The 21458-nt window shown below is 71.2% G+C and carries 17 protein-coding genes; 8 read left to right on the top strand and 9 right to left on the bottom strand.

Going from position 1 to position 21458, the window contains the following annotated elements; translation table 11 throughout:
• Window positions 1-98 precede the first annotated feature (98 nt).
• Both OG430_RS04990 and OG430_RS04985 read left to right on the top strand, forming a co-directional pair.
• Entirely contained in the window at window positions 99-1115 is a 1017-nt protein-coding gene (locus tag OG430_RS04990) for an SGNH/GDSL hydrolase family protein (RefSeq protein ID WP_327351178.1), read from the top strand.
• Between the two features lie 57 nt (window positions 1116-1172).
• A complete protein-coding gene (locus tag OG430_RS04985; protein ID WP_327351177.1) occupies window positions 1173-2252 on the top strand; it encodes a LacI family DNA-binding transcriptional regulator in 1080 nt (359 codons plus the stop codon).
• Between the two features lie 21 nt (window positions 2253-2273).
• Here the strand turns inward: OG430_RS04985 and OG430_RS04980 are convergent, their stop codons facing one another.
• The 4 genes from OG430_RS04980 to OG430_RS04965 form a co-directional block, all read right to left on the bottom strand.
• On the bottom strand, window positions 2274-3506 hold the full coding sequence (locus OG430_RS04980; protein WP_327351176.1) for a glycoside hydrolase family 64 protein: 1233 nt from the start codon (window positions 3504-3506) through the stop codon (window positions 2274-2276).
• A 135-nt stretch (window positions 3507-3641) separates the two neighbouring features.
• The gene (locus OG430_RS04975; RefSeq protein ID WP_327351175.1) at window positions 3642-3866 is read right to left on the bottom strand and encodes a helix-turn-helix domain-containing protein; all 225 of its coding nucleotides are present in this window, start codon (window positions 3864-3866) and stop codon (window positions 3642-3644) included.
• Window positions 3866-4516: a DUF2975 domain-containing protein gene (locus OG430_RS04970; RefSeq protein WP_327351174.1), complete on the bottom strand. Its 651-nt coding sequence runs from the start codon at window positions 4514-4516 to the stop codon at window positions 3866-3868. Before OG430_RS04970 ends, OG430_RS04975 begins: the two co-directional genes overlap by 1 nt.
• Window positions 4517-4533: 17 nt before the next feature.
• On the bottom strand, window positions 4534-5517 hold the full coding sequence (locus OG430_RS04965; RefSeq protein ID WP_327351173.1) for a LysR family transcriptional regulator: 984 nt from the start codon (window positions 5515-5517) through the stop codon (window positions 4534-4536).
• Window positions 5518-5697: 180 nt separating this feature from the next.
• On the opposite strand from OG430_RS04965, the gene OG430_RS04960 reads away from it, so the two are divergent.
• From OG430_RS04960 to OG430_RS04940, 5 genes are all read left to right on the top strand, one after another.
• A complete protein-coding gene (locus OG430_RS04960; RefSeq protein ID WP_327351172.1) occupies window positions 5698-6981 on the top strand; it encodes a cytochrome ubiquinol oxidase subunit I in 1284 nt (427 codons plus the stop codon).
• Between the two features lie 14 nt (window positions 6982-6995).
• Entirely contained in the window at window positions 6996-8018 is a 1023-nt protein-coding gene (gene cydB / locus OG430_RS04955) for a cytochrome d ubiquinol oxidase subunit II (protein WP_327351171.1), read from the top strand.
• 30 nt (window positions 8019-8048) lie between these two features.
• Window positions 8049-9746 (top strand): thiol reductant ABC exporter subunit CydD, encoded by a 1698-nt coding sequence (cydD, locus tag OG430_RS04950; RefSeq protein ID WP_327351170.1) that lies wholly within the window; start codon window positions 8049-8051, stop codon window positions 9744-9746.
• A 121-nt stretch (window positions 9747-9867) separates the two neighbouring features.
• On the top strand, window positions 9868-11577 hold the full coding sequence (gene cydC, locus OG430_RS04945; protein WP_327351169.1) for a thiol reductant ABC exporter subunit CydC: 1710 nt from the start codon (window positions 9868-9870) through the stop codon (window positions 11575-11577).
• A 226-nt stretch (window positions 11578-11803) separates the two neighbouring features.
• Window positions 11804-12418 (top strand): short chain dehydrogenase, encoded by a 615-nt coding sequence (locus tag OG430_RS04940; RefSeq protein ID WP_327351168.1) that lies wholly within the window; start codon window positions 11804-11806, stop codon window positions 12416-12418.
• An 85-nt stretch (window positions 12419-12503) separates the two neighbouring features.
• Here OG430_RS04940 and OG430_RS04935 read toward each other — a convergent pair whose 3' ends face one another.
• Complete coding sequence (locus OG430_RS04935; protein WP_327351167.1) at window positions 12504-12980, bottom strand: carboxymuconolactone decarboxylase family protein; 477 nt, start codon at window positions 12978-12980, stop codon at window positions 12504-12506.
• 138 nt (window positions 12981-13118) lie between these two features.
• On the opposite strand from OG430_RS04935, the gene OG430_RS04930 reads away from it, so the two are divergent.
• Window positions 13119-14057 carry a nucleoside hydrolase gene (locus OG430_RS04930; RefSeq protein ID WP_327351166.1) on the top strand — a complete coding sequence of 313 codons (939 nt, stop codon included), beginning with the start codon at window positions 13119-13121 and terminating at the stop codon, window positions 14055-14057.
• A gap of 8 nt (window positions 14058-14065) precedes the next feature.
• Here the strand turns inward: OG430_RS04930 and OG430_RS04925 are convergent, their stop codons facing one another.
• The 4 genes from OG430_RS04925 to OG430_RS04910 all read right to left on the bottom strand — a co-directional run bounded on the left by OG430_RS04925 (window position 14066) and on the right by OG430_RS04910 (window position 21404).
• Entirely contained in the window at window positions 14066-14515 is a 450-nt protein-coding gene (locus OG430_RS04925) for a GNAT family N-acetyltransferase (RefSeq protein WP_327351165.1), read from the bottom strand.
• A gap of 115 nt (window positions 14516-14630) precedes the next feature.
• Complete coding sequence (locus tag OG430_RS04920; RefSeq protein WP_327351164.1) at window positions 14631-17387, bottom strand: TIM-barrel domain-containing protein; 2757 nt, start codon at window positions 17385-17387, stop codon at window positions 14631-14633.
• Window positions 17388-17432: 45 nt separating this feature from the next.
• Complete coding sequence (locus OG430_RS04915) at window positions 17433-19445, bottom strand: hypothetical protein (RefSeq protein ID WP_327351163.1); 2013 nt, start codon at window positions 19443-19445, stop codon at window positions 17433-17435.
• Window positions 19446-19574: 129 nt separating this feature from the next.
• Window positions 19575-21404, bottom strand: coding sequence for an RICIN domain-containing protein (locus tag OG430_RS04910; protein WP_327351162.1), 1830 nt, complete (start codon window positions 21402-21404; stop codon window positions 19575-19577).
• Window positions 21405-21458 lie beyond the last annotated feature (54 nt).

Raw genomic sequence — 21458 nt, 5'->3', positions numbered from 1 at the left:
GCGGGCCGGGTGAACCTGCGGTGGGTATGCGCCCTACGGTGCCCGGCGGATGGCTGGATGGGCGGACGAGGTCCCCACCCCCGTCCCCCGGAGTGCCCATGCGATTCCCGCCGTCCCGCCTCGCCTGTTCCGTCGCCGCCGCGTGCACCGCGCTGCTCGCCGGCGCGCTGCCCGCCCAGGCTTCCCCCGCCCAGGCTTCCCTCGCACCGGCCGACGACCGGCCGGCCGCGCCCCGCAAGTACAAGGAGTACGTCGCGCTCGGCGACTCCTGGTCCGCCGACGTCGCCCTGCTGACGAACGTGTCGAGCGAACACACCCCGTACGCCTGCTTCCAGTCCACCTGGAACTATCCGAAGAAGGTGGCCAAGCAACTCGGCGTCACCACCCTGCGCGACGCCACCTGCGGAGCCGCCACCTCCGAGCACCTGGCCAAGCCTCAGGAGCTCAACCACCTGGGCCTCTTCAAGGGCACCAACCCGCCCCAGTTCGACCGACTGACCCGCACCACCGACCTGGTCACCCTCGGCATCGGCGGCAACGACGCGGGCCTCGCGGGCGTCGCCGGATCCTGCTTCAACCTGCTCCCGTCCCTGGAACTGCTGCCCGGCCTGGCCCTGCCCGCGCCCCTCGGGGGCCAGTGCAAGAAGAGCTGGGTCAAGGGCGGAGTCGACGCGATGTCCCGGCAGATCGCACCGGTCGAGAACAAGGTGTACGACGCCCTCAAGCGCACCCATGCCCTCGCGCCGCACGCCACCGTGCTGGTCGTCGACTACCTCGCGGGGGTGCCCACCACCGCCGGCTGCTTCCCGTACGTACAGGTCAACGACGGCGACCTCATGTGGCTCGGCCGCAAACTGCAGGAGATCAACGCGACGTTGACCAGGGCCGTCAAGCGGGCCAAGAGGGACGTCAAGGGCTTCGACGTGCGCCTGGTGAACACCTACGAGGGCAGCGTCGGCCATGACGTCTGCCAGTGGCCCGGCACCAAGTGGGTCGAGGGCTTCGTCCCCCTGACGGCCAATCCGCCGGGCCTCGCCGTCCCGCTCCACCCCAACGAGCTGGGCGCCGATCACCAGGCGGCCACGGTCCTTCGCACGCTCGGGCACCGCGCCTGACCGGGGGTCGTATCCTGACCGGCGAACGCGAGTCCGCCACTGCGAGGAGCCCTGCCGGTGACCGAGGAGAGCGCCGCCCCCCGTCCCACCCTCGAGGCGGTGGCCGCCCGTGCCGGGGTGTCCAGAGCCACGGTGTCCCGCGTCGTCAACGGTGACGCGGGAGTCCGCGCGGTCCTGGCGGAGCAGGTGCGACGCGTCGTCGACGAGCTGGGCTACGTGCCGAACCGGGCCGCCCGCAGCCTCGTCACCCGACGTCACGACGCGGTGGGCGTGGTCATCGCCGAACCCGAGACGAGGGTGTTCGCCGACCCGTTCTTCGCCCTGCAACTGCGAGGTATCAGCCGGGAGTTGGCGGCTCGGAACGTGCAGCTCGTGCTGCTGCTCACGGAGGGCGGGGACGACCACGAGCGGGTCGGCCGCTATCTGGCGGGCGGCCATGTCGACGGCGCGCTCGTCTTCTCGCTCCACCTGGACGACCCGCTGCCCGGCCTCGTCCGGCGGGCCGGGCTGCCGACCGTGTTCGGCGGCAGGCCCGGCTGGTCGGGCGGTCCGGAGAGCGCGTCGTACGTCGACTGCGACAACCGGGGTGGCGCTCGGGAAGCCGTACGCCACCTCGTGGGCCTGGGGTGCACCCGCATCGCGCACATCACCGGACCGCTGGACCAGACCTCGGCGGCCGACCGTCTCGACGGCTACCGTGACGCCCTGGCGGACCCGGGCCGGGAGCTGGTCGCGGCGGGCGACTTCACCCCGGCGGGCGGGGAGCGCGCGATGCGTGAACTCCTCGACCGCTGCCCGGACCTGGACGCGGTCTTCGCGGCCAACGACCTGTCGGCGTCCGGGGCCCTGCGGGTGCTGCGCGAGCGGGGCAGGAGCGTCCCGGACGACGTCGCGGTGGTCGGCTTCGACGACATGCTGCCGCTCGCCGAGCAGACCGAGCCGCCGCTGACGACGGTCCGTCAGGACATCGAGCACATGGGCCGGTTGATGGCCCGGACGCTGCTGCGCGATCTCGGGGTGGAGGCGCCTCGCGGCGCACCGAAGGAGCCCGGTGGCCCCGGCCCTGATGAGGGGGCCGGGGCCGGGCCTGCCGGGATCGTGCTGCCGACTGCCCTGGTGCGCAGGGCCTCGGCGTGAGCGGCGCGGACCTGCCCGGGGCTACGCCCCGACGCTGACCGTGAAGCGCCTCGGGTTGCCGTCGTGCGCGGCCCCCGAGACGTCGGGCTGGCCGTCCGGGCGTACGTCGTCGTACGGGAAGGCGTACCCGATGGGCGAGTTGGCGTGGACGACGCGCGCCCAGTGGTTGGTGACGTCGCCCTTGTAGTAGTCGGCCGTCGTCGTGCCGTTGGGCTGCTCGGGGTGGGTGAGCATGATGCTGCGGTTGAATCCGGCGGCGAGCCGCGCGAGGAGGGCCTTCTTGTCGTCGGGGTCGCCGGGGTTGTTGGCGAACGGGCCGTGGTTGCAGGTGAAGATGTCCTTCGAGGTGGGCTTGGCGAAGGTGTGCCCGCCGTCGAAGGTGAGGGTGTCGCCGCTGACCCGGCCCGTGCGCACGCCCCGGCCGCCCTGGAGGTCGATCTTGAGGTCGGTGCCGCGGTACTTGTCCCACACCTGGTCGATGTACGCGTTCCACAGATCGCGGAACGGCATCTGCTCGGGCCGGTCGAAGTACGGCGCCATGAGGTTCTGCGGCGAGATGACGCGCAGGACGCCGCCGTTGCCGCGGATCACCAGCTTGTCCCAGGGCTGTCCGTCCTTGGCGGCCTGTGCGGCTAGATCGGCGGCGATCTTGTCGACGGCGCCGTCGGGCAGCGGGGCGACGGTGTGGGTGGCGTCGCCCTCCAGGGTCAGCCCGATGGGGAGCGCGGTCACGAGGTCGACGTAGCTGATGTTGGCGTACAGCTGCTGCGGGTTGAAGGTGAATTCGCAGAACGACCAGACGCGCCCGTAGTTGGGGTCCGCGGGCGTCGCGAACGCCGGCTCCACGAGGGACGGGCCCGGGTTGAGGAAGAAGTCGAGGGTGTCGTCGCGTACGAAGTAGACGCGGGCGCCGTACATCTGAGGAAGGGTCAGGACCTTCGGCGGGGAGCCCGCGGCGCCGAGGGGGATGGCGCAGTCGACGGGCAGGGGCGTCTGCGGGGCCGCGGGGGAGTCGGGGCGGTAGACGCCGCCGTCGGGCTTGAGCAGGACCCAGCGGTCGGTGCCCTGCTCGTGGCCGGTCACGTAGGCGCGTACCTGGCCGGGCAACGAGGTGTTCTGGAGCGCGAGTTCACAGGTGGCCGGGGCCGCCTCGGCGCCCAGGGCTAGGGCGCTCGCCCAGTTGGGAGCGGTGAGGGCGACCGCGGCACCCGCGGTGGCGGCGGCGGACGTCAGGAATGCACGACGCGATATCACGTGGGTCTCCTGGGGTTGTGGGGGAGCTCCCACTGTTGTGGCGACGCCGGATGCCGTCAAGAGTTGTTGCTGAGAGCGCTCTCAAAATCTCGCCATGTTCACTAAATGGCGTGGCTGGATGGGGAGTTGAGCGGATCAGGGACGGTGGCTGAGCAGGTCGCCGGGCTGGCAGTCCAGGACCTCGCAGAGGCGGGTCAGGGTGGTGAAACGGATGGCCCGTGCCCGGCCGTTCTTCAGGATCGAGAGGTTGACGTGCGTGACGCCGACCCGTTCGGCGAGCTCGGTGAGCGTCATGCCGCGCTCCTGGAGCAGCCGGTCCAGGTGGACCTCGATCCCGTGCTCCTCCTTGTCCTCCGGCACTAGACCGTGCCTGCGAGGTCTTCGCGCATGTCGCTGCCGATGCGCATGATCCGTGCGAAGGAGAGGATGCCGAGGCCGGTGAGGATTGCCATGAAGGGAACATCCCACATCCACAGGCCGGCGAAGGCCGGCACCTCGTCGTCCGGGTTCCGGCTCAGGGAGGCGATGAGGGCCGTCTCGGTCACGGAGGTGGTGAGCGCGGCGAGCACGCTGCCCGCCAGCAGCCACCATCCGAGTACGCGCAGCTGCCCGGCGGTCCGCGTGGTGTAGAGGCCGTCGCGCTCGGCGCCCCGGATCAGGCGGACGACCAGGAAGAGTGCGCCGAGGGTGAAGCCGAAGGGGACTGCGTAGCCCGCGGTGTTGAGCACGCTCTGCAGTGCGCTGGGGTCATCGGTGCAGTAGCGAGGCTGGGCGTCGAGGGCGACTGTGGCACCCGGGGCCGGTCGGTAGGTGTCCGTGTGCTGCCCCTCGTCGACGCTGGTGCTGGTGCTGGTGTCCGTGACGCACACCGAGTCCTCGCCGATGCCGAGCACGGTGATGTTCAGGAAGGGCGCGGCAAGCAGCGCCAGGACGATCGACGTCACCATCACGACCAGGATGTTCGTGGCCGCCGTTGATATCGGTTCCAGTGGATTGCGCAGCTTCGCCATCTTGAGCCCCCGTTGACCTATCGTTTATCGATGTTATCGATAAACGATAGGTCGCTCGGTGTGTCGGTGGCAAGTCCTGGTCGGCCGCCGGTCGTTCGGCGCGGATCGGGCAGGCGATGGGCCATGAGGGGCCCGGTGGTGATGAACTCGCGGAATTTCAGGGCGGCTTCGGACAGGTAGGAGTCGCGGTTCCAGGCCAGGGTGAGCACACGATGGCAGTCGGGTGCGTCCAGGTGGACCCAGGCCACCGGGGTCTGCGCCTCCGTGCCGACCTCGCGGGAGACCGACGGGATCAGGCCGATGCCGAGGCCCGCGCTGACCATGAACTGGATGGCGGCCGGTTCGTTGCCCTCGCAGGACAGCAGCGGAGTGAGCCCCTCGGACAGGAACAGCCGGTCGAGCAAGGCGCGCTGCCAGTGCCCGCGGCGCGTGGTGACGAAGGGCTCGACCGCGATCTCGGGGATCGTCACGCTCTCCCGCCCGTCGAGCCGGTGCCCGTACGGAACGGCGAGCAGCACCTCCTCGCGGGTGAGCTCGACCGACTCGAGATTCGCTCCGGTCAGGGGCTGTGAGGCGACGCAGAAGTCGACCTCCCTGGCGCGCAGTTGGCGGTCCATCTCCTCCACGTTCGATTGGAAGAGCCGCACGTCGGTACGGGGATGGGCGGCTCGGAAGCTGCCAAGGAGCGGGCTGATCGTCAGCAGGGTCTCGCAGGCGACACTGACCCGCCCGAGCCCGGTGTCGCGGGCCTCGCGGACGGCACGACAGCCGTCGTCGAGCTCGCTGAGCGCGCGATCGACGTGACGTAGGAACGTCGCGCCGTACTGGTTGAGCCGGATCCGGCGCCCCTGGCGGTCGAAGAGCGGGGAGCCGAGCTCGGCCTCCAGGCGGGCGATGGTGCGACTGAGCGAGGGCTGGGCGACGCGCAGTTCCTCGGCGGCGCGACTGATGTGCTCGTAACGGGCGACGGCCTGGAAGTAACGCAACTGCAGAAGATCCACTGTCCACCTTCACTTATGCCTGCGGAGTCATGTCCACATGACCAAACCGGTCTTGGAGTGCATAAGCAATTGTCCCTACGGTCGTCAGTGAGGTCACCACGCGGGTGACACGTTCCTCCCAGTCCCCGTCCCAGTCCCCGTCCCAGTCCCAGTCCCGTCCCGTCCTAGGAAGGCCGAACCATGAGCGCTGCGGATCTGGCCCGACTCCAGTTCGCGGCCACGACCGGCATCCACTGGCTGTTCGTGATCCTCACCATGGGGCTCGTCCCCATCGTGGCGATCATGCACACCAGGGCCGCGTACGCCCGTGATCCCGCCAAGAGAGCCGTCAGGGAGCGCATGACCCGCTTCTGGGGTCAGCTCTACGTCATCAACTACGCGGTCGGCATCGTCACCGGCCTCGTCATGGAGTTCCAGTTCGGACTCAGCTGGAGCGGCCTGAGCAAGTTCGCGGGCAATGTCTTCGGCGCCCCACTGGCGCTCGAAACCCTCATCGCCTTCTTCGCCGAGTCCACCTTCCTCGGCATGTGGATCTTCGGCTGGGGCCGGATGCGCAGAGGCGTGCACGTCACCCTCATCTGGCTGGTCGCGCTGACCGCGTACGCATCCGGGTACTGGATCCTGATCGCCAACGGCTTCATGCAGCACCCCGTCGGCTTCGAAGTGCGGGACGGCGCGGCCTACTTGACCGACTTCGGGGCGCTGCTCACCAACTCCAGCGCCCTGGTCGCACTCCTCCACCTCGCGCTCGGCGCGCTGACGACGGGTGGCGTCTTCGTCGCCGGGGTCAGCGCCTACCACTTCCTGCGGCGCACCAAGGAAACCGAGCTGTTCGGCGGCTCCCTGCGCCTGGGGCTGTGGGTGTCCATGGTCGCCTCCTTCTTCGTGGTCGTCGCCGGCGAGCTGCAGCGGCCGATCATCGAGCGGACGCAGCCCATGAAGCACGCGGTCCTGGAGGGCAGCGGCGTCGCGGAGGTGCAGGCGCGGCTCGTCAAGGAGTACGGGCCCGGCGACTACGTGCCCTGGCAGGACACGATCCGGATCTCGATGGACGTGATGACGATCATCGGCAACACCGTGTCCACCATCACGTTCATCGCCGTCATCCTGCTGTGGAAGAACCGGCTGATGCGCTGGCGGCCCGCCTTGTGGGTGCTGCTCGCGACCGTCCCGTTCCCCTTCATCGCCTCCGTGGGCGGCTGGGTCGTCCGCGAGGTCGGGCGCCAACCCTGGCTCGTCTACGGCCAGTTGACGGTCGAGGACGCGCTCTCGAACGTCAGCACGGCCGCGCTGGCCGTGTCCTGCGCCGTGTTCATCGCGCTCTTCCTCGCGCTGGCCGTGACGAACTGGACCCTGATCACCCGCTTCGCCCGCCGCGGCCCGGACGCCACGCAGCTCGGCGTCACCGAGCCGCCACCTGACGACGGCCTGGATGTCGCGCCCGTCCGAACAGCCTCGTTCTGAACAGGAGTTGACCGATGAATCTCGAGATCGCATGGCTCGCCCTGCTGGGCTTGCTCCTCGGCGGCTACTTCGTGCTCGGCGGCTACGACTACGGCGCACAGATGCTGCATCCCTTCCTCGGCCGGGGCGATCGGGAGGGCATGCGCACCAGCGGGAGCGCCGCCCTCGACGCCATCGCGCCGTTCTTCCTGGGCAACGAGGTCTGGCTGGTCGCCTTCGCCGGCGTCCTCTTCGGTGCCTTCCCGCACCTGGAAGGCACCCTCCTGTCCGGCCTGTACCCGCTGATCGTGGCGATCCTCGTCGGCCTGGTCCTCGGCAACGCGGCGGTCCAGCTGCGCCGCCGCTCCGACGGCGCCGGGGCCCGCCGCCGGTGGGACGCCCTGATCGTGTTCGGCGGGGCGCTTCCCGCGGTGTGCTGGGGACTCGTCGTGGGACTGCTGCTGCACGGCGTGCCCCGACGGGCCGACGGGAGCTTCCACATCGGGTTCGGTGAGGTGTTCTCGCCGTTCGTGCTGGCCTGTGGCGTCATCACCGCACTGCTCTTCGCGGCGCACGGCGCAGCCTTCGTCGCATTGCGTTCGGCCCCCGAACTTGCCGCACATGCAAGGCGATTGGGTGCGCGCCTGGCGCGCGGGGCCGTCGTCGCAGGTGCCCTCGCGCTGATGCTCACCCTCTTCGGGGCGGGCGCCTCGATGACGAACCGGGCGACCGCGGCGGTCATCGCCGCCCTGTGGGCGGCGGCCCTCCTCGGTGCCTGGTGGTGCCTCGACCGTGGGGGTCGGGTTCAGGCGTTCGTGGCCACGAGCTGCGCGACCGTGCTGCCCGTGCTGCTCGTGGGCGCCGGCCACTACCCGTACCTCCTGATCAGCCGGGCGGGCACGGGGCTGACCATCGAGCACGCCGTCACGGACGAGGCCACGTTGAAGCTTCTGAGCGTCTTCGGAGTCGTGCTGATCCCGGTGATCCTCGCGTATCAGAGCTGGAGCTGGTGGGCCTTTCGAGGGCGGACCGGGAGCCGTCACCCCAGCTACTTCTGACCACTTCCGACCGTGTGAAGGGATCCCGGGATGAAGCCGATCGAACGCCGCCTGCTGCGGGAACTCCCCGTCCTGCGGCGCCACATGACGTCCTCCACTGCACTGGCGCTGCTCGCCGCCGGGCTCGTCGTGGCCCAGGCGAGCCTGCTGGCGACGGTCCTTGCGGACGGTTTCGCCGACCACCCGTTCCGGGACGCGCCGCTGGTCGCCCTGGCCGCCGTCATGGCCCTGCGGGCGCTGCTGACCTGGACCCGTGGCCTGCTCGCGCAGCGGGCCGCCGCCGACGCCAAGCGCGCCCTGCGTGACCGGATCACCGGCCGGCTGCGGCACACCGGCCCGCTGCGCCTGACGGCCGGCCGGCACGGCGAGACGGCCACGCTGCTCACGCGCGGCCTCGACGCCCTGGACCCGTACGTCGTCGGCTCGCTGCCCGCGATGACGGCCGCCGCGGTGGTGCCCCTCACGGTGGTCGCCTGGCTGCTGTGGACCGACTGGACCTCGGCCCTGATCGTCGTGGTGACGCTGCCGCTGATCCCCGTGTTCGGCGCGCTGGTCGGCCGGCACACCGCCCTGCGCACGGCCCGGCAGTGGCAGCTGCTGTCCCGCCTCGGCGGGCACTTCTTCGATGTGGTGGCCGGACTTCCGACGCTGCGCGCGTTCGGCCGCGAGCGGCACCAGAGCCGGGTCGTGGGCGAGATGGCCGGGGCCCATCGACGGGCCACGATGCGAACGTTGCGGGTGGCGTTCCTCTCCTCCTTCGTCCTGGAGACCGTCGCCACCCTGTCCGTGGCCCTGGTGGCCGTCCCGGTCGGGCTGCGACTGCTCGGCGGGGAGCTCGATCTGCGTACCGCCCTGGTCGTGCTGTTCCTCGCCCCCGAGGCGTACTTGCCGCTGCGTGCCGCGGGGGCGGCCTTCCACGACAGTGCCGAGGGGATCGCCGTGGCCGAGCGGGTGTTCGCGCTCCTCGATGCTCCCGGAGAGACGGACGCGCCTGTCGTGAGCGCCGGACGTACCCCGGTGCCGCACCCCCGCCGGGCGGATCTGCGCCTGGACGAGGTGACGGTCCGGTACCCGGGCCGCCCGGAGCCGGCCCTCCGGAAGGTCTCCCTCACCGTCCGTCCCGGCGAGCACGTCGCCCTGATCGGCCCGAGCGGCGCGGGCAAGTCGACCCTGCTCGCACTGCTGCTCGGCTTCGTGCCCCCCGCAGCGGGCCGGATCACGATCGGTGGCACCTGCCTTTCCCACCTCGACCTCGACGAGTGGCGCGCCCAAGTGGCGTGGGTGCCTCAACGCCCCCACCTGTTCGCTGCGTCCGTCGCGGACAACATCCGCCTCGGGCGCCCCGGAGCGAGCGACGCCGAGGTGCGCCGAGCGGCCCGCGCCGCTGCCGCGGACCTCTTCATCGAGGAGCTCCCACGGGCGTACGACACCCCGCTCGGCGAGCACGGCGCCGGGCTCTCCGCCGGGCAGCGTCAACGGATCGCCCTGGCCCGGGCGTTCCTCAAGGACGCGCCGGTGCTGCTCCTCGACGAACCGACGGCCCACCTCGACGCCGAGAGCGAGGCCGCCGTCACCCACGCCACGGTCCGCCTCATGCGCGACCGCACCGCACTCGTGGTGGCCCACCGGACGAGCCTGCTGCCACATGCCGACCGGATCGTCACGGTGCGGGCAGGGGGACTCGCATTCCCCCAAGCGGTGGCCGGAGAAGGGCTGGTGTTCTCGTGAGCGAGCCCGCAGTCGCTGACCGCTCGCGGCGACTGCGTACAGGCAGGGCCCGCTCGGCAGGAGAACCGCCGCTGTTCGCGCTTCAAGTCCAACTAACGTCCACAGGAAGGCAGATGGCCGCATGACCTCCTACGTCGAAGTCGCCGCCCCGGCGTCAGCGCGCGGGCCGCGCCCCACCTTCCGGCTGCTGCGGCACCTCCTCCCGTACTGGCGCAGGCTGCTGCCCGCCGCGCTCGCCGCCGCCGGCACCGAGCTGGCCGGGGCCGCGCTGATGGGCACCGCCGCCTGGCTGATCACGCGGGCCGCCGAGCAGCCCCCGCTCGCCTCGGTGAGCCTCGCGATCGTCGCCGTACGCGCCCTGGCGCTGGGGCGCGGAGCGCTGCGCTATGCCGACCGACTCCTCGGTCACGACGGCGTGCTGCGGGCCGTCGCGGGATTTCGCGCCCGGGTGTACGAGGCGCTGGTGCCGCTCGCGCCGGCGGGCACCCCCGCCTTTCGCAGCGGCGACCTGCTGACCCGTCTCGTCGACGACGTGGACGCCGCCCAGGACCTCCTGTTGAGGGTCCTGATCCCGGTCGTGGCCGCCTGCGCGGTCGCCGCGACCGCCACCGGAGTGGCCACGGTGCTGCTGCCACAGGCAGGCGTGCTGCTCGGGCTGCTGCTCGCCGTGGCGGGACTCCTCGTGCCCGCCCTGGTGCTCGCGCTCTCCCGCCGCGCGGGCCGCGCCGGGAAGGCGGCGCGCGCGGAACTCGCCGCGATGTCACTGGACTTGACCCAGGGGGCGGCGGACCTCGCCGCCTTCGGCGCCCGGGGACAGGCCGAAGCGCGGGCCCGCCGTGCCTCGTACCGGATCGCCACACTGGAGCGCCGTGGCGCCCTGACCACATCGGTCGCTTCCGCCGTGGTGCTGCTGCTCCAGGCCGGGGCGACGGTCGGCGTCACCTGGCTCGCGCTGCGCGCGCACGCTTCCGGCGCGCTGCCCGCCGTGCACCTCACCGTGCTCGCGGTCCTGGCCCTCGTCGCCTTCGAGGCCCTCGCCCCACTGCCCGCCGCCGCGCGTCGCCTCGCCGAAGTGCGGGCCTCGGCACGCCGGTTGGCCGACCTCTTCGACACCGTGCCGCCGGTCATCGAGCCGGCCGACCCGGCCCCCCTGCCTGCCGACAAGCCGCTCGGCGTGGACATCACCGGCCTGCGGGTGCGCCACCGCCCCGGCGGCCCCGCGGCCCTGGACGGGGTGAGCCTGCGACTGCCGCCCGGGCGCCGGGTCGTGCTGGTCGGCGCCAGCGGGTCCGGCAAGTCCACGCTGATCGCGGCGCTCATGCGGTTCGTCCCGTACGAAGCCGGGAGCATCCGGGTCGGCGGACGCGAACTGCGCGACTGCGCCGGCGACGAAGCTCGCCGCGTGATCACCGGCATGACCCAGGACGCCCATGTCTTTCGCACCACGATCCGCGCCAACCTGCTGCTGGCCCGCCCCGGCGCCGACGAATCCGACCTGCGCGAAGCGGCCCGCAGGGCCCGGCTCCTGGACTGGATCGAGTCGCTGCCCGACCGCTGGGACACCGTCCTGGACGGGGACGGCGCCACGATGTCCGGCGGCCAGCGCAGCCGACTGCTCCTTGCCCGAGCGCTGCTCGCCGACCCGCCCGTCCTCGTCCTGGACGAACCCACCGAGGGGCTCGACCCGGACACCGCGGCCGCGGTACTCGCCGACATCCTCGACGCCACCCACGGCCGGACCACGCTCCTGGTCACCCATGAGCGGTCGGGGCTCGCCGGCGCGGACGAGATCGTGACCCTCGACGGGGGCCGGATCCGCTCGTGGTCGTGAGCGGTAGTGAAGCGTTCGCTAGGCGGTCGTGAGGCGGTCGTGAGGCGGTCGTGGGGCGGTCGCGAGGCGGGCCTCGTTCATGCCTTTGAGTTATGGCTTCAGGTATTGGCCGACCGGCCCGACCCGGGATGAGGATGGAGCCACCGGCAGGGCAGGGCGTGTCAACGCCCCGATCTCACCCGGCAGTTCATTCACGCAACGGACCAACTGATCGCGAGCCCCAGTCATGAAGATCGTCGTCATCGGTGCCACCGGCACCATCGGCTCGGCCCTCGCCGACGCGTTGGAGTCGAACCCCGCGCACGAGGTGGTCCGGGCATCCCGGCGCGGCCCCGTCAAGGTCGACCTGGAGGACCCCGCCTCGATCGACGCACTGTTCGCCACGATCGGCCCGGTCGACGCCGTGGTCGCGGTCGCGGCCGGCGGCACCATCGCCCGCATCGACGACTCGACCGACGCCGACTACTTCACCGGCCTCGACGGCAAGCTGCTCGGCCAGCTCCACCTCACGCGCCGCGCCGCCCGCGAACTCACCGACGGCGGCTCCGTCACCCTCACCGGCGGCATCTCGGAGTTCACCGAGGCCGGCCTGAGCTTCGGAGCCCTGGTCAACGCGGGTCTGGCCGGTTTCATCCCGGCCGCGGCGCGCGAGATGCCGCGCGGCATCCGCCTCAACTCGGTGAGCCCCGGCTGGATTTCGGAGACCCTGCGGGCCATGGGCCGTGACGCCTCGGCGGGCACCCCTGTCGCCGAGGTCGTCCGGGCCTACGTCGAGCTGATCGAGGGTGCCGACCGGGGGCGCGTCATCGAGCCGGGCACACCCGAGGCCCGCAAGGGGTGACGCACCGGAACATCTCACCGGAGACCTCACCGGGCATCCCACCGGGCATCGATCGATACGATCCGGGCCATCCGAACCGGCCTGGCTATCCGAACTGGCCGGGCTGGTAGCTGCCGCCGGGCATCTGGTTGATGACGCCCATCCGATTCGAGGCGTTGATCAGGGCGATCATCATGATCAGGGCGGCAAGCTGATCCTCGTCGTAGTACTTGGCGGCGTTCGCCCAGACCTCGTCCGGGACCCCACCGGCCGCATCGGCGATGCGGGTGCCCTGCTCAGCCAGCTCCAGGGCGGCGCGCTCGGCATCGGTGAAGACGGTGGCCTCCCGCCAGGCCGCGACCAGATTGACCCGCACCGCGCTCTCCCCGGCGTGCGCGAGATCCTTGGAATGAGCATCGGTGCAGTAGCCGCAGCCGTTGACCTGACTCGCACGGAGCAACACCAGATCCTGGGTCGCCTTCGGCAGCGACGACCCCTTGATGAGCGTCATGCTCGCCGAGGCGAACTGTTTTGCCGCCTTGGCGACGACGGGGCTGGCGAAGAGGTTCAAACGAGCAGTCATGGTGTGCTCCTCAGGGGTTGTGCCGCTGTTGCCGTTGTCGGCGTCCTCGGCGGCTGTACCCCCGAGACGAGACAGCCCTGAATCCTGTGACACGGCCGACGCGTTTCACGCCCCGGCGACGCGGGGGAGGACGGACCCATGGCGATTCCTGTGATTCTCGACTGCGACCCGGGCCACGACGACGCGTTCAACATCCTGCTCGCGGCGGCCAATCCGGCCGTCGAGCTACTGGCCATCACCACGGTCGCGGGCAACCAGACCCTGGAGAAGACCACGCTGAACGCCCGCCGGGTGTGCAGCACGGCCGGGATCACGGGCGTGCCCATCGCGGCGGGCCGGGACCGGCCGTTGCACGGCACCGCCTCGGTGGCCGAGAAGATCCACGGTGAATCCGGCCTGGACGGACCGGAGTTCGGGGAGCCGAGCGTGCCGCTGGACGCACGGGACGCGATCACCTTGATCCGGGAGACCCTGCTCGCGCACCCCACCCCGGTCACCCTGGTGCCGACCGGCCCCCTCACCAACATCGCGGCCCTGCTGCTCGCCCACCCCCGGCTGGCGGAACGCATCGAGCGCATCGTCCTGATGGGCGGATCCACCGGCCGCGGCAACACCACCCCGGCCGCCGAGTTCAACATCCACTGCGACCCCGAGGCTGCCGACGTCGTCTTCTCCAGCGGACTGCCGATCACCATGATGGGCCTCAACGCCAGCCACCAGGTGCTGGCCACGGACGAGGTGATCGGCCGGGTCGAGGCGCTCGCCACGCCGCTGAGCCGGACCTGCGCACAGCTGCTGCGGTTCTTCGCCGACGGCTACCGGGAGGTGTTCGGCTTCCCCGCCCCGCCGCTGCACGACCCACTGACGGTGGCCCACCTGATCGAGCCCAAGCTGGTCGAGCTGGTCACTGCGAACGTGGTCGTCGAACTCACCGGCACCCACACCCGCGGCGCCACCGTCGTCGACCTGCACGGCGTGACCGGGCGCCCGGCCAACGCGCAGGTCGGCGTCACGGTCGACGCCCCGGCCTTCTGGGACCTGATCGTCGATGCGGTACGCGTCCTCGGCGCACGCTGAACCGCTCCTCAGGCCGCGAGCGCGCCCGGCCCGCGCACCATGAAGACGTCGACCGGGTCCTGAGCCTCCACCGTGAACCCGTGGCGCGCGTACAGCCGCCGGGCGGCGCTGCCCTGCAGGACGTTCAGGCGGACGGGCAGGCCGTCGGCGTCCGTCCGGGCGAGCAAGGTGCGCAGGACCGCCGAACCGAGCCCCTGGCCCTGGACCGTCGGGTCGAGGTAGAAGTGCTCCAGCCACTGCTCGTCCTCGCCCGGCCGGAGGGCGACCGAGCCCGCGAAGACGCCACCGGACAGGACGACCGAGGTGTGCTCCGGCGCGAAGGCCTCGCGAAACCGTTGCCGCACCCGTTGCTCGTCGAACCGTCCCAGCCGCTCCAGATCAGGCCGCATCACCACGGCCCGCAGCTCCGCGATCGGCTCGACATCGGCCGGTTGAGCAGGGCGAAGAGTCCATTCCATGGGTTGATCATCTCAGTGGGGTTCCTGGGGCTCTTGGGCTGCCCCGGTGAGCCGAGTACGCCGCAGCCGTCCGGGAGCGCCCCGAGCGGCTGCGGCGTCGGGCCGGCGGACCGGGTCAGCGCACCGCGATCACCGTCCGGCTGTCCGTGGCCAGCTCGCCCGTCGTGGCGGTCACGACGCGCTTGTTCGCGTCGTACGTCCACGCGAGCGCCCTGCCGTTGACCGTGACGGCACTCGGGCGCGCTGCGTTGCTCAGGCGCAGCGTCCAGGTGCGGGTGGTGACCCGGCCCTTGTACGTCCCCCGCTGCGGCTCGATCGTCACCGTCGAGCCGTCCGCGCGGACCTTCGTGTCGGCGTGGGCAGACGCGTACCGAGTGCCGTCGCCCTCGTCCTCGTACAGCGAGAAGGAGCCGCGACCGCCGGCGGCGACGTTCAAAGTGACCTTGTCCATGGGGGACTTGGCGTCGTAGTCCTTGTACTCCTGCTGGGCGAGGATGCCGCCGGAGCGGATCAGGACCGGCATCTCGTCCAGCTTCGAGGTCGTCTCGACGGTCTTCGGGCCGGTGTACGTCTTGCCGGTGAAGTAGTCGGTCCAGGTGCCCGGCGGCACCCACACCGTCGCCTTGCCGCCCGGCTTGGTGACCGGTGCGACCAGGACGTCGTCGCCGAGCGTGTACTGCGAGGTGTGGTCGTAAGCGCCTTGCTCCTCGGGGTAGTTGAGGTACAGCGGGCGGGCCATCGGCAGTCCGGTCGCGTGTGCCTCGGCCGCCAGTGAGTACATGTACGGGGTGAGCGCCCCGCGCAGCCGCAGCGCCTTCTCGCCCGCCGCGCCCTCGGCGCCGCCGAACTCCCAGGGCAGCGACTCGCCGCCGCCGGAATGGATGCGGTCGATCGGGGAGAACGCGCCGAGCTGCATCCAGCGGGCGTACAGCTCGGGGTCACGGGTGCCCGGGTCGCCGTGGAAGCCGCCGATGTCGTGACTGACGTACGGGAGGCCGATGTTGCCCTCCGTGGCGTTGATCTTCGAGGTGAAGGCGAGGGTGTCCCAGTTCGCGTAGTCGTCACCGGTGAAGTGCATCGTGGAGCGGTGGTCCGCCCACGGTCCTGCCGCGTAGCCACCGCCGAGGCGCTGGTAGGAGGCGCCGATGCGGGAGAACGCGAAGCCGCGCAGGCCGGTGGCCTCGGCATTGTGGGCCGCGTAAAGGGAGTTCACCAGCGTGTCGGGCGAGATGCCCTTGCCGGAGGCGAGTGAGGCGTCGCAGCACCAGTCGTTCCACCACAGCCGCACGCCCTGGGCGTCGTACGGCTTGTGAAGGTCGAAGAAGGCCTTCGCCTGACCGGCGTCGGAGAAGTCGAATCCGTAGCAGTCGGCGCTGGAGAAGCAGCCGATCTTGGGGAGCTTGCCGCCCGCGGTCTGCTGGGCCTGTGCGAAGGCCGGGTCCGAGGCGTCGATGGAGGGGTGGGTGTTGAGGGTGATGGGCAGGCCGTTGTCCTTGGCCCACTTCATGAAGGCGTCGGGGTCCGGGAAGAGGTCCTTGTTCCAGCCCGTCCAGCCGTTCCACCACCCGGATCCCTTGTAGTCGGTGTCGACGACGAGCGAGTCGAGCGGGACCTTGTTCGACCGGAACTTGGCGAGCAGCTTCTTGTAGTCGTCGAAGGTGTAGGCGTTCCAGCGGGAGAACCACACGCCGAACGCCCAGCGCGGCAGCATCGGCGCGGGCCCGGTGAGTTCCCGCAGGTCTCTGAGGCCCTGCTTGTAGTCGTGGCCGTAGCCGAAGAGATAGCCGTCCTGGTACGCGTCCTCGGCCCGCTCGACGCGCGGCGTGGGCTGCTTGTCGTCGCCGTTGGTGAGCGCGGTCCGCGAGTCGTCGAGCAGGTACCAGCCGTCCTTCGACAGCACGCCGTCGTTCAACTGGTAGGGCGCGGCGGGGGTGTTGTCGAGGCCGCGGGTCCACCCGCCGAGGTTGGCCGTGGCGCCCTTGGTGGCGGGCGTCGGGTAGGGCGCGTCCTCCTTCGTGGTGAGCGCGAAGGAGTCGATGTTGGCGCGGCCGGTGTCCCCGGCGCGCTGGGCGACGGTGATGTCGTTGACGCCGCGCTTCAGCCGCACGGTGACCGGCTTCGAGATGCCGTACGCGTTCCAGTCGCCGGTCGGCGCCATCGTGACCTGCTGCGAGGCGCCGCCCGCCGTCACGGACAGGCTGCGGTCGACGGTCTGGCCGTCGGAGGCCTTCGCGTTGGCGTAGCGCAGGCGCAGCGTGTACGTACCGTCGGCGGGCACGCCCCGGACGCGGACCGTGCTCTGCGCGCCCTCCTGCTCATAGCCCTGGACGACGCCGCGGCCGTACGCCTTGGTGGTGCCTCCGGGGAAGTTGAACTTGGCGCCGCCGGACATCACCCCGTACTCGGCGTCGCACACCGCGCCGAACACGCACGTCGACGTGGACTCGCCGAACTGCGGGCGACCGGTGACATCCCTGTCGCCGGCCTTGAGGCGGACCTCGGTGTTGTCCTGGGTGAAGGGGCCCGAGTCCAGCTTGTGGCGCAGGGTCAACTCGCCGGTGGAGATGACCCGTTGGCCGTCCTCGACCTTGGAGGTGTACTCGGGGGCGTCGAAGTCGCGATTGATCGCGTTGACGGTAGCCCGGTCCTCGAAGCGGCCGTCCTTCGCGTACTCCATGCGGATCAGGGTGGGGGTGAGGACCTGGAAGCGGACGTCGCCGTCCACCACCACGCCGTCCACCACCACGCCGTCCGCGCCGCGCGGCTCCGCGCCGGCCTGGAGCGCACCCGCTGTCACCGGCAGCGTGAACAGCGCGCCCGCGGCCAGCGCGGCCCAGGCCCGCTTGCCCTTGCCGGGCTCTTTGACGGTCATCTCTGCTCTCCTCGTCGGGGGAAGGAGTGAAGGGGGGTGGGGGGATCAGGGGAGGTCGACGAGGAGCCAGCCGCGGTGCGGCAGGTCCTGGTCGAGGGTGAGGGTTGCGGCGGCCGCCGTCATCGAGGCGGGCGCGGGTGCGGCGAGTGGCGCGAGCAGGGTCGCCTCCGCCGCGCTCGGCGCGGTGGGGAAGGTGATCCGGGGGCGGGCCGGGTCGGCGCTGCCGTTGGCGACAGCCAGTCGCAGGCCGTGTGCCGTACGGGCCAGGCGGGGGATCAGATGGGGGCCGCCGCTGATCAACGGGAGCGTGGGCGCGTCGCCTTCGAGGTGGCGGACCATGGCGTGCAGCAGGCGTTGGCCGTCGTCGTCCCGGGGCAGCAGGTCGGGGGCCGTGGCGGCGAGGACCGCGACGCGGCCGCCGAGCGCGTTGGTGAACACACAGCGGCCCGCTCCCCAGGTGCGCAGGTCGGGGGTGAGGATGCTGCTCCAGACCTCGGCTCCAGGGGCGGGTTCAAGGCGGGCGAGGGCGGGTTGCAGATTGACGCTCAAGTAGACGGGGGAGTCGTCGGGGGCGTCGGGGGCCGTGGGGGAGGCGGGCAGGAGCTGCTCCAGGGAGTACGGGCCCGGCGCGGACGGCGCCTCGCGGTCGACGATCTCGGTGACGGAGACGCCGAGCAAGTCGCCGAAGCCCCGCGCGGTGAGCACCTGGGCGGCGACGCCGTCGAGGAGGAGCCCGCCGGTGAGCATCCGGCGCAGGGCGTCGTCGTCGAAGGCCCGGGCCAGGTGGCCGAACAGCACGCGCACGGGGGCCTCTTCGGCCGTCACCGGTACGCCGTACCGCAGCAGGAAGTCAGCCGCCGCGCCGGGGTCGACCTCCAGTTCCGTGAGGTCGCCGGCGCGCGTCGTGCATACGTGGGCCGCGGCGTCCGGAGCGAAGGGCAGGCCCACGCCGAGCGTGCCCAGCTCACCGGGGGCGCGCTCGGCCACGTGGTCGAGCGCGGGCCGGGAGCGCTGCAGCAGGTCGGCGACGCGGGGGAAGCGCTGGGCGTGGCCGGACTGGACCGGCACGAGATTGAGGAACAGCGCGTCCGCGCCGGAGAGTTGTGCGGCGACCATTTCCGACCAGGTCTGCGTGTCGGACTTCGACCAGGAGGTGTGCGGCCAGTTCTCGATCTCCGGCTCGACGCGTACGTACGACGGTCGCAAGGACCGCTGCACTTCCAGCATCCAGACGGACCGGCTCAGCGCCCGGCCGGGGGCGTCGCTGTACGGGGCGAAGTGAGGTCGCTGGGTGACCTCGCCGTGCAGGGCGAGTGCGTCGAACAGGGCCGGCCAGTCGCGGCCCTCGACCCCGTGGGCGCCGGGTCCCGAGCTCATCAGGCCGAGCCGGGAGCGGCCCGCCGATGCCTTGTCGACCGCCTCGGCGACGAGCGCGGCGACCTCCAACTGGGCGGTCTGCCAGGTCTGTTGGAGCAGGGCGCGCCAGGGGTGCGGAGCGCCGGGCGCGGTCACGTTGGCCACCACTGCCTCGCGCGTCACGGGCTCGCCGACCAGCTCCGCCAGGCGGTCGAGCATCAGCGGCTCGAAGCCGCCGCCCCAGGGGAGCGGTGCGTGGTTGTGGTAGCGGAAGTCGTCCTCGAGCCACAGGGCGCGGAAGCCGAGCGAGGCGAACCGGGCGTAGTGTGCGGCGATCCAGGACCGCCAGCGCGGACAGGCGAAGGACGCCTGTCCGGCCGCGCGCGACCCGTCGGGTCCGACCATGGGGGCGAAGCCGTGCCGGTCGTGCCGGCCGCGGTCGGCGTGTCCGGAGGTCACCCACGGGTTGAGGCCGACCTCGAGACCGGCGCCGCGCAGGACGTCGACCGCGGTGGCGGTCGCGTCGTACAGGCGGTCCTCCTCTCCGCCTTGGGGGTGGCCGGCGTGGAACTCCTCGGCGGCGAGCAGCAGGACGACCTCGTCGACCCCCGACTCGTGGCAGAACTTGGCCAGCTCGACGGCCTGCTGGGCGCCGCCGGGCGTGGCATGGAGCTGGAATCTCAGGTGGTACCGGGTGGGCACGCGGGGGCCTCCTCGTGGTGCTGACGTGCTGACGTGCAGGCGTGCTGACGGCGAGCAGGGACCGGGGCCGGGGTTGTCCGTCCGCCGAACGGACAACCCCGGCCCCGGAGTTGACGGGGGAGGCGGGCCCTAGCGGGTCACGGCGGTCAGCTTGAGGGTCTGCTCGGCGGCCGTGCGGGTGCCGCCGACCGGGTTGCCGGTCGTGTTGGTCCAGGCCCGGGTGGGCGTGGTCTCGGCGCGCCGACCCTCTGCGGAGGAGAGGCCGATGACGAGTCCGCTGTAGCGGTTGACCAGGCGGAAGGTGCCGGTGAGCGCGCCGTCCGTCGTGGTGTTCTTGATGACGAACCACTGCTGCCCGACGGTGGCGGCCCGGGTGCCCGAGTCCGTCACGGTGGGCTTGGCGGCCCAGGCGCGACCCGCGTCGGTCTTCGAGTTGACGCCGAGGAGCTTGCCGGTGGAGGCGTTGGCGATGCGGTACGAGCCGTCGCCGTTGGAGGTGAAGACCCACCGGCTCAGGGCCGAACCGCCGCTGGTCCCCGACGTGGTGGCCGAACTGCCGGAAACCTGGGACAGATAGCGACCGTTGCCACTCGCGATCGTGTACTTCTTGCCCGACGTGATGGGAGCGGCCGGGGAGTTGGTGTCGATGGTGGTGTCGTAGTACTCACCGGAGCCGCCGCCCGAGCACTGCCACGAGCAGTAACTGCGGAAGTTCTTGCCGACGATGGTCTCGCCGGTCTTGTTCACCGAGTCGAGCATCCAGCGGTACCAGGAGCCCGACTTGTAGGCGCCGGAGTCGCCGATGAGCTTCCACTTCTGGGTGGCGAGGTCGTCGGTGGCGTAGAAGCGCTGCGACTCGTTGCTGTCCTGGACGACGGCCTCGGGCTGGCCGATGTAGAGGCCCAGGTGGGCGTTGTAGGCGATGTTCATGGTCAGCAGGTCGGACTTGGCGGGCAGGGTGCCGGCCGCCTGCTGTTCCTTCACGTTGCCGTCGTTGGCCGGGTCGTAGTCGTTCGCGACGGGCGTGTAGCCCGTGCTGTTGTCGGCGTCGACGGGCTCCATGTTGCTTTCCTTGCCGCCGACCCCGGGCTGGGACCACTTGCCGTCGTACCACTTCTTCCAGGAGCCCGGCGCCATCTTGGCGGACATCGGGGCGCGGGCGACGTGCCCCCGGCTGCCGTCGGTCCAGCCGCCGGAGACGCCGCCCTTCGGGATGGCGCGGGAGTTGTAGTAGACGTAGAAGTAGCCGGAGGCGGTGTCCACGAACAGCCGGGCGTCGCCGTTGCCGTAGTGGTACAGGTCGTTGGGGAACGCCGCGTTGTCGCCGCGCTTCGTGCTGTACGGCGAGGTGAGGACGTGGTCCTTGATGTCCCACGTCTTGCCCTGGTCCTTGGACACGGTGTAGTCGATCGCGTCGTAGTGCAGACCGTCGCCGAAGGGGCTCGGCGTGAACTCGTTGTGGACCAGGCCGTACCAGTCACCCGTGTCGGGGTCGACCCAGACGCCCATCAGGTCGCAGTAGTTCTTCTGCGCGTAGTGCGAGGTGTCGGGGGCGTACGTCGACTCGCGGCCGGTGGGGCTGTTGTTGCAGCGCCACGTGGTGTCGTTGTTCTTGTCGTTGGCGTTGGCCGGGTTCACCGCGTCGCTGATGGCGTCGGAGCGCTTCGCGGCGTCGAAGTCCTTGCCCGTGTAGAACGTCCACTTGCGCGGGTCGTTGGCGGCGTACAGGGCGTGCGCGGACTGGTAGTAGAACGCGCCGTCCTTGTCGATGTAGGTGGCGGCTGGGGTGTCGTCGGGGTTGGTCCACGAGCCCTTGGCGCCGATGGTGACGGTGTAGGTGGCGGCCTTCGCGCCGGCGGGCGACCCGGCCGAGGCCGGCGCGGTGGCCAGGGTGGCGAGCAGGACGGCGGCGATGCCGGTGAGCGCGCCGACGGCCTTGGTTCTGGGGCGAATTGACACAGGTACTCCGTTCATGGCGGGGGGTGTACACAACGGAGAGCTAATTAGTTCGGA

Origin of the sequence: Streptomyces sp. NBC_01304 (assembly GCF_035975855.1) — a bacterium.
GTDB lineage: Bacteria > Actinomycetota > Actinomycetes > Streptomycetales > Streptomycetaceae > Streptomyces.
The sequence above is the reverse complement of the archived record's forward strand: the minus strand, read 5'-3'. Positions and strand labels throughout refer to the sequence as shown.

What these genes read in the sequence shown, in the direction of transcription:
- OG430_RS04990 (WP_327351178.1), top strand. Translation starts at nt 99, where the DNA reads ATGCGATTCCCGCCGTCCCGCCTCGCCTGTTCCGTCGCCGCCGCGTGC.
- OG430_RS04970 (WP_327351174.1), bottom strand. Translation starts at nt 4,516, where the DNA reads ATGGCGAAGCTGCGCAATCCACTGGAACCGATATCAACGGCGGCCACG.
- OG430_RS04960 (WP_327351172.1), top strand. Translation starts at nt 5,698, where the DNA reads ATGAGCGCTGCGGATCTGGCCCGACTCCAGTTCGCGGCCACGACCGGC.
- cydB (WP_327351171.1), top strand. Translation starts at nt 6,996, where the DNA reads ATGAATCTCGAGATCGCATGGCTCGCCCTGCTGGGCTTGCTCCTCGGC.
- cydD (WP_327351170.1), top strand. Translation starts at nt 8,049, where the DNA reads ATGAAGCCGATCGAACGCCGCCTGCTGCGGGAACTCCCCGTCCTGCGG.
- cydC (WP_327351169.1), top strand. Translation starts at nt 9,868, where the DNA reads ATGACCTCCTACGTCGAAGTCGCCGCCCCGGCGTCAGCGCGCGGGCCG.
- OG430_RS04940 (WP_327351168.1), top strand. Translation starts at nt 11,804, where the DNA reads ATGAAGATCGTCGTCATCGGTGCCACCGGCACCATCGGCTCGGCCCTC.
- OG430_RS04935 (WP_327351167.1), bottom strand. Translation starts at nt 12,980, where the DNA reads ATGACTGCTCGTTTGAACCTCTTCGCCAGCCCCGTCGTCGCCAAGGCG.
- OG430_RS04930 (WP_327351166.1), top strand. Translation starts at nt 13,119, where the DNA reads ATGGCGATTCCTGTGATTCTCGACTGCGACCCGGGCCACGACGACGCG.
- OG430_RS04925 (WP_327351165.1), bottom strand. Translation starts at nt 14,515, where the DNA reads ATGGAATGGACTCTTCGCCCTGCTCAACCGGCCGATGTCGAGCCGATC.
- OG430_RS04920 (WP_327351164.1), bottom strand. Translation starts at nt 17,387, where the DNA reads ATGACCGTCAAAGAGCCCGGCAAGGGCAAGCGGGCCTGGGCCGCGCTG.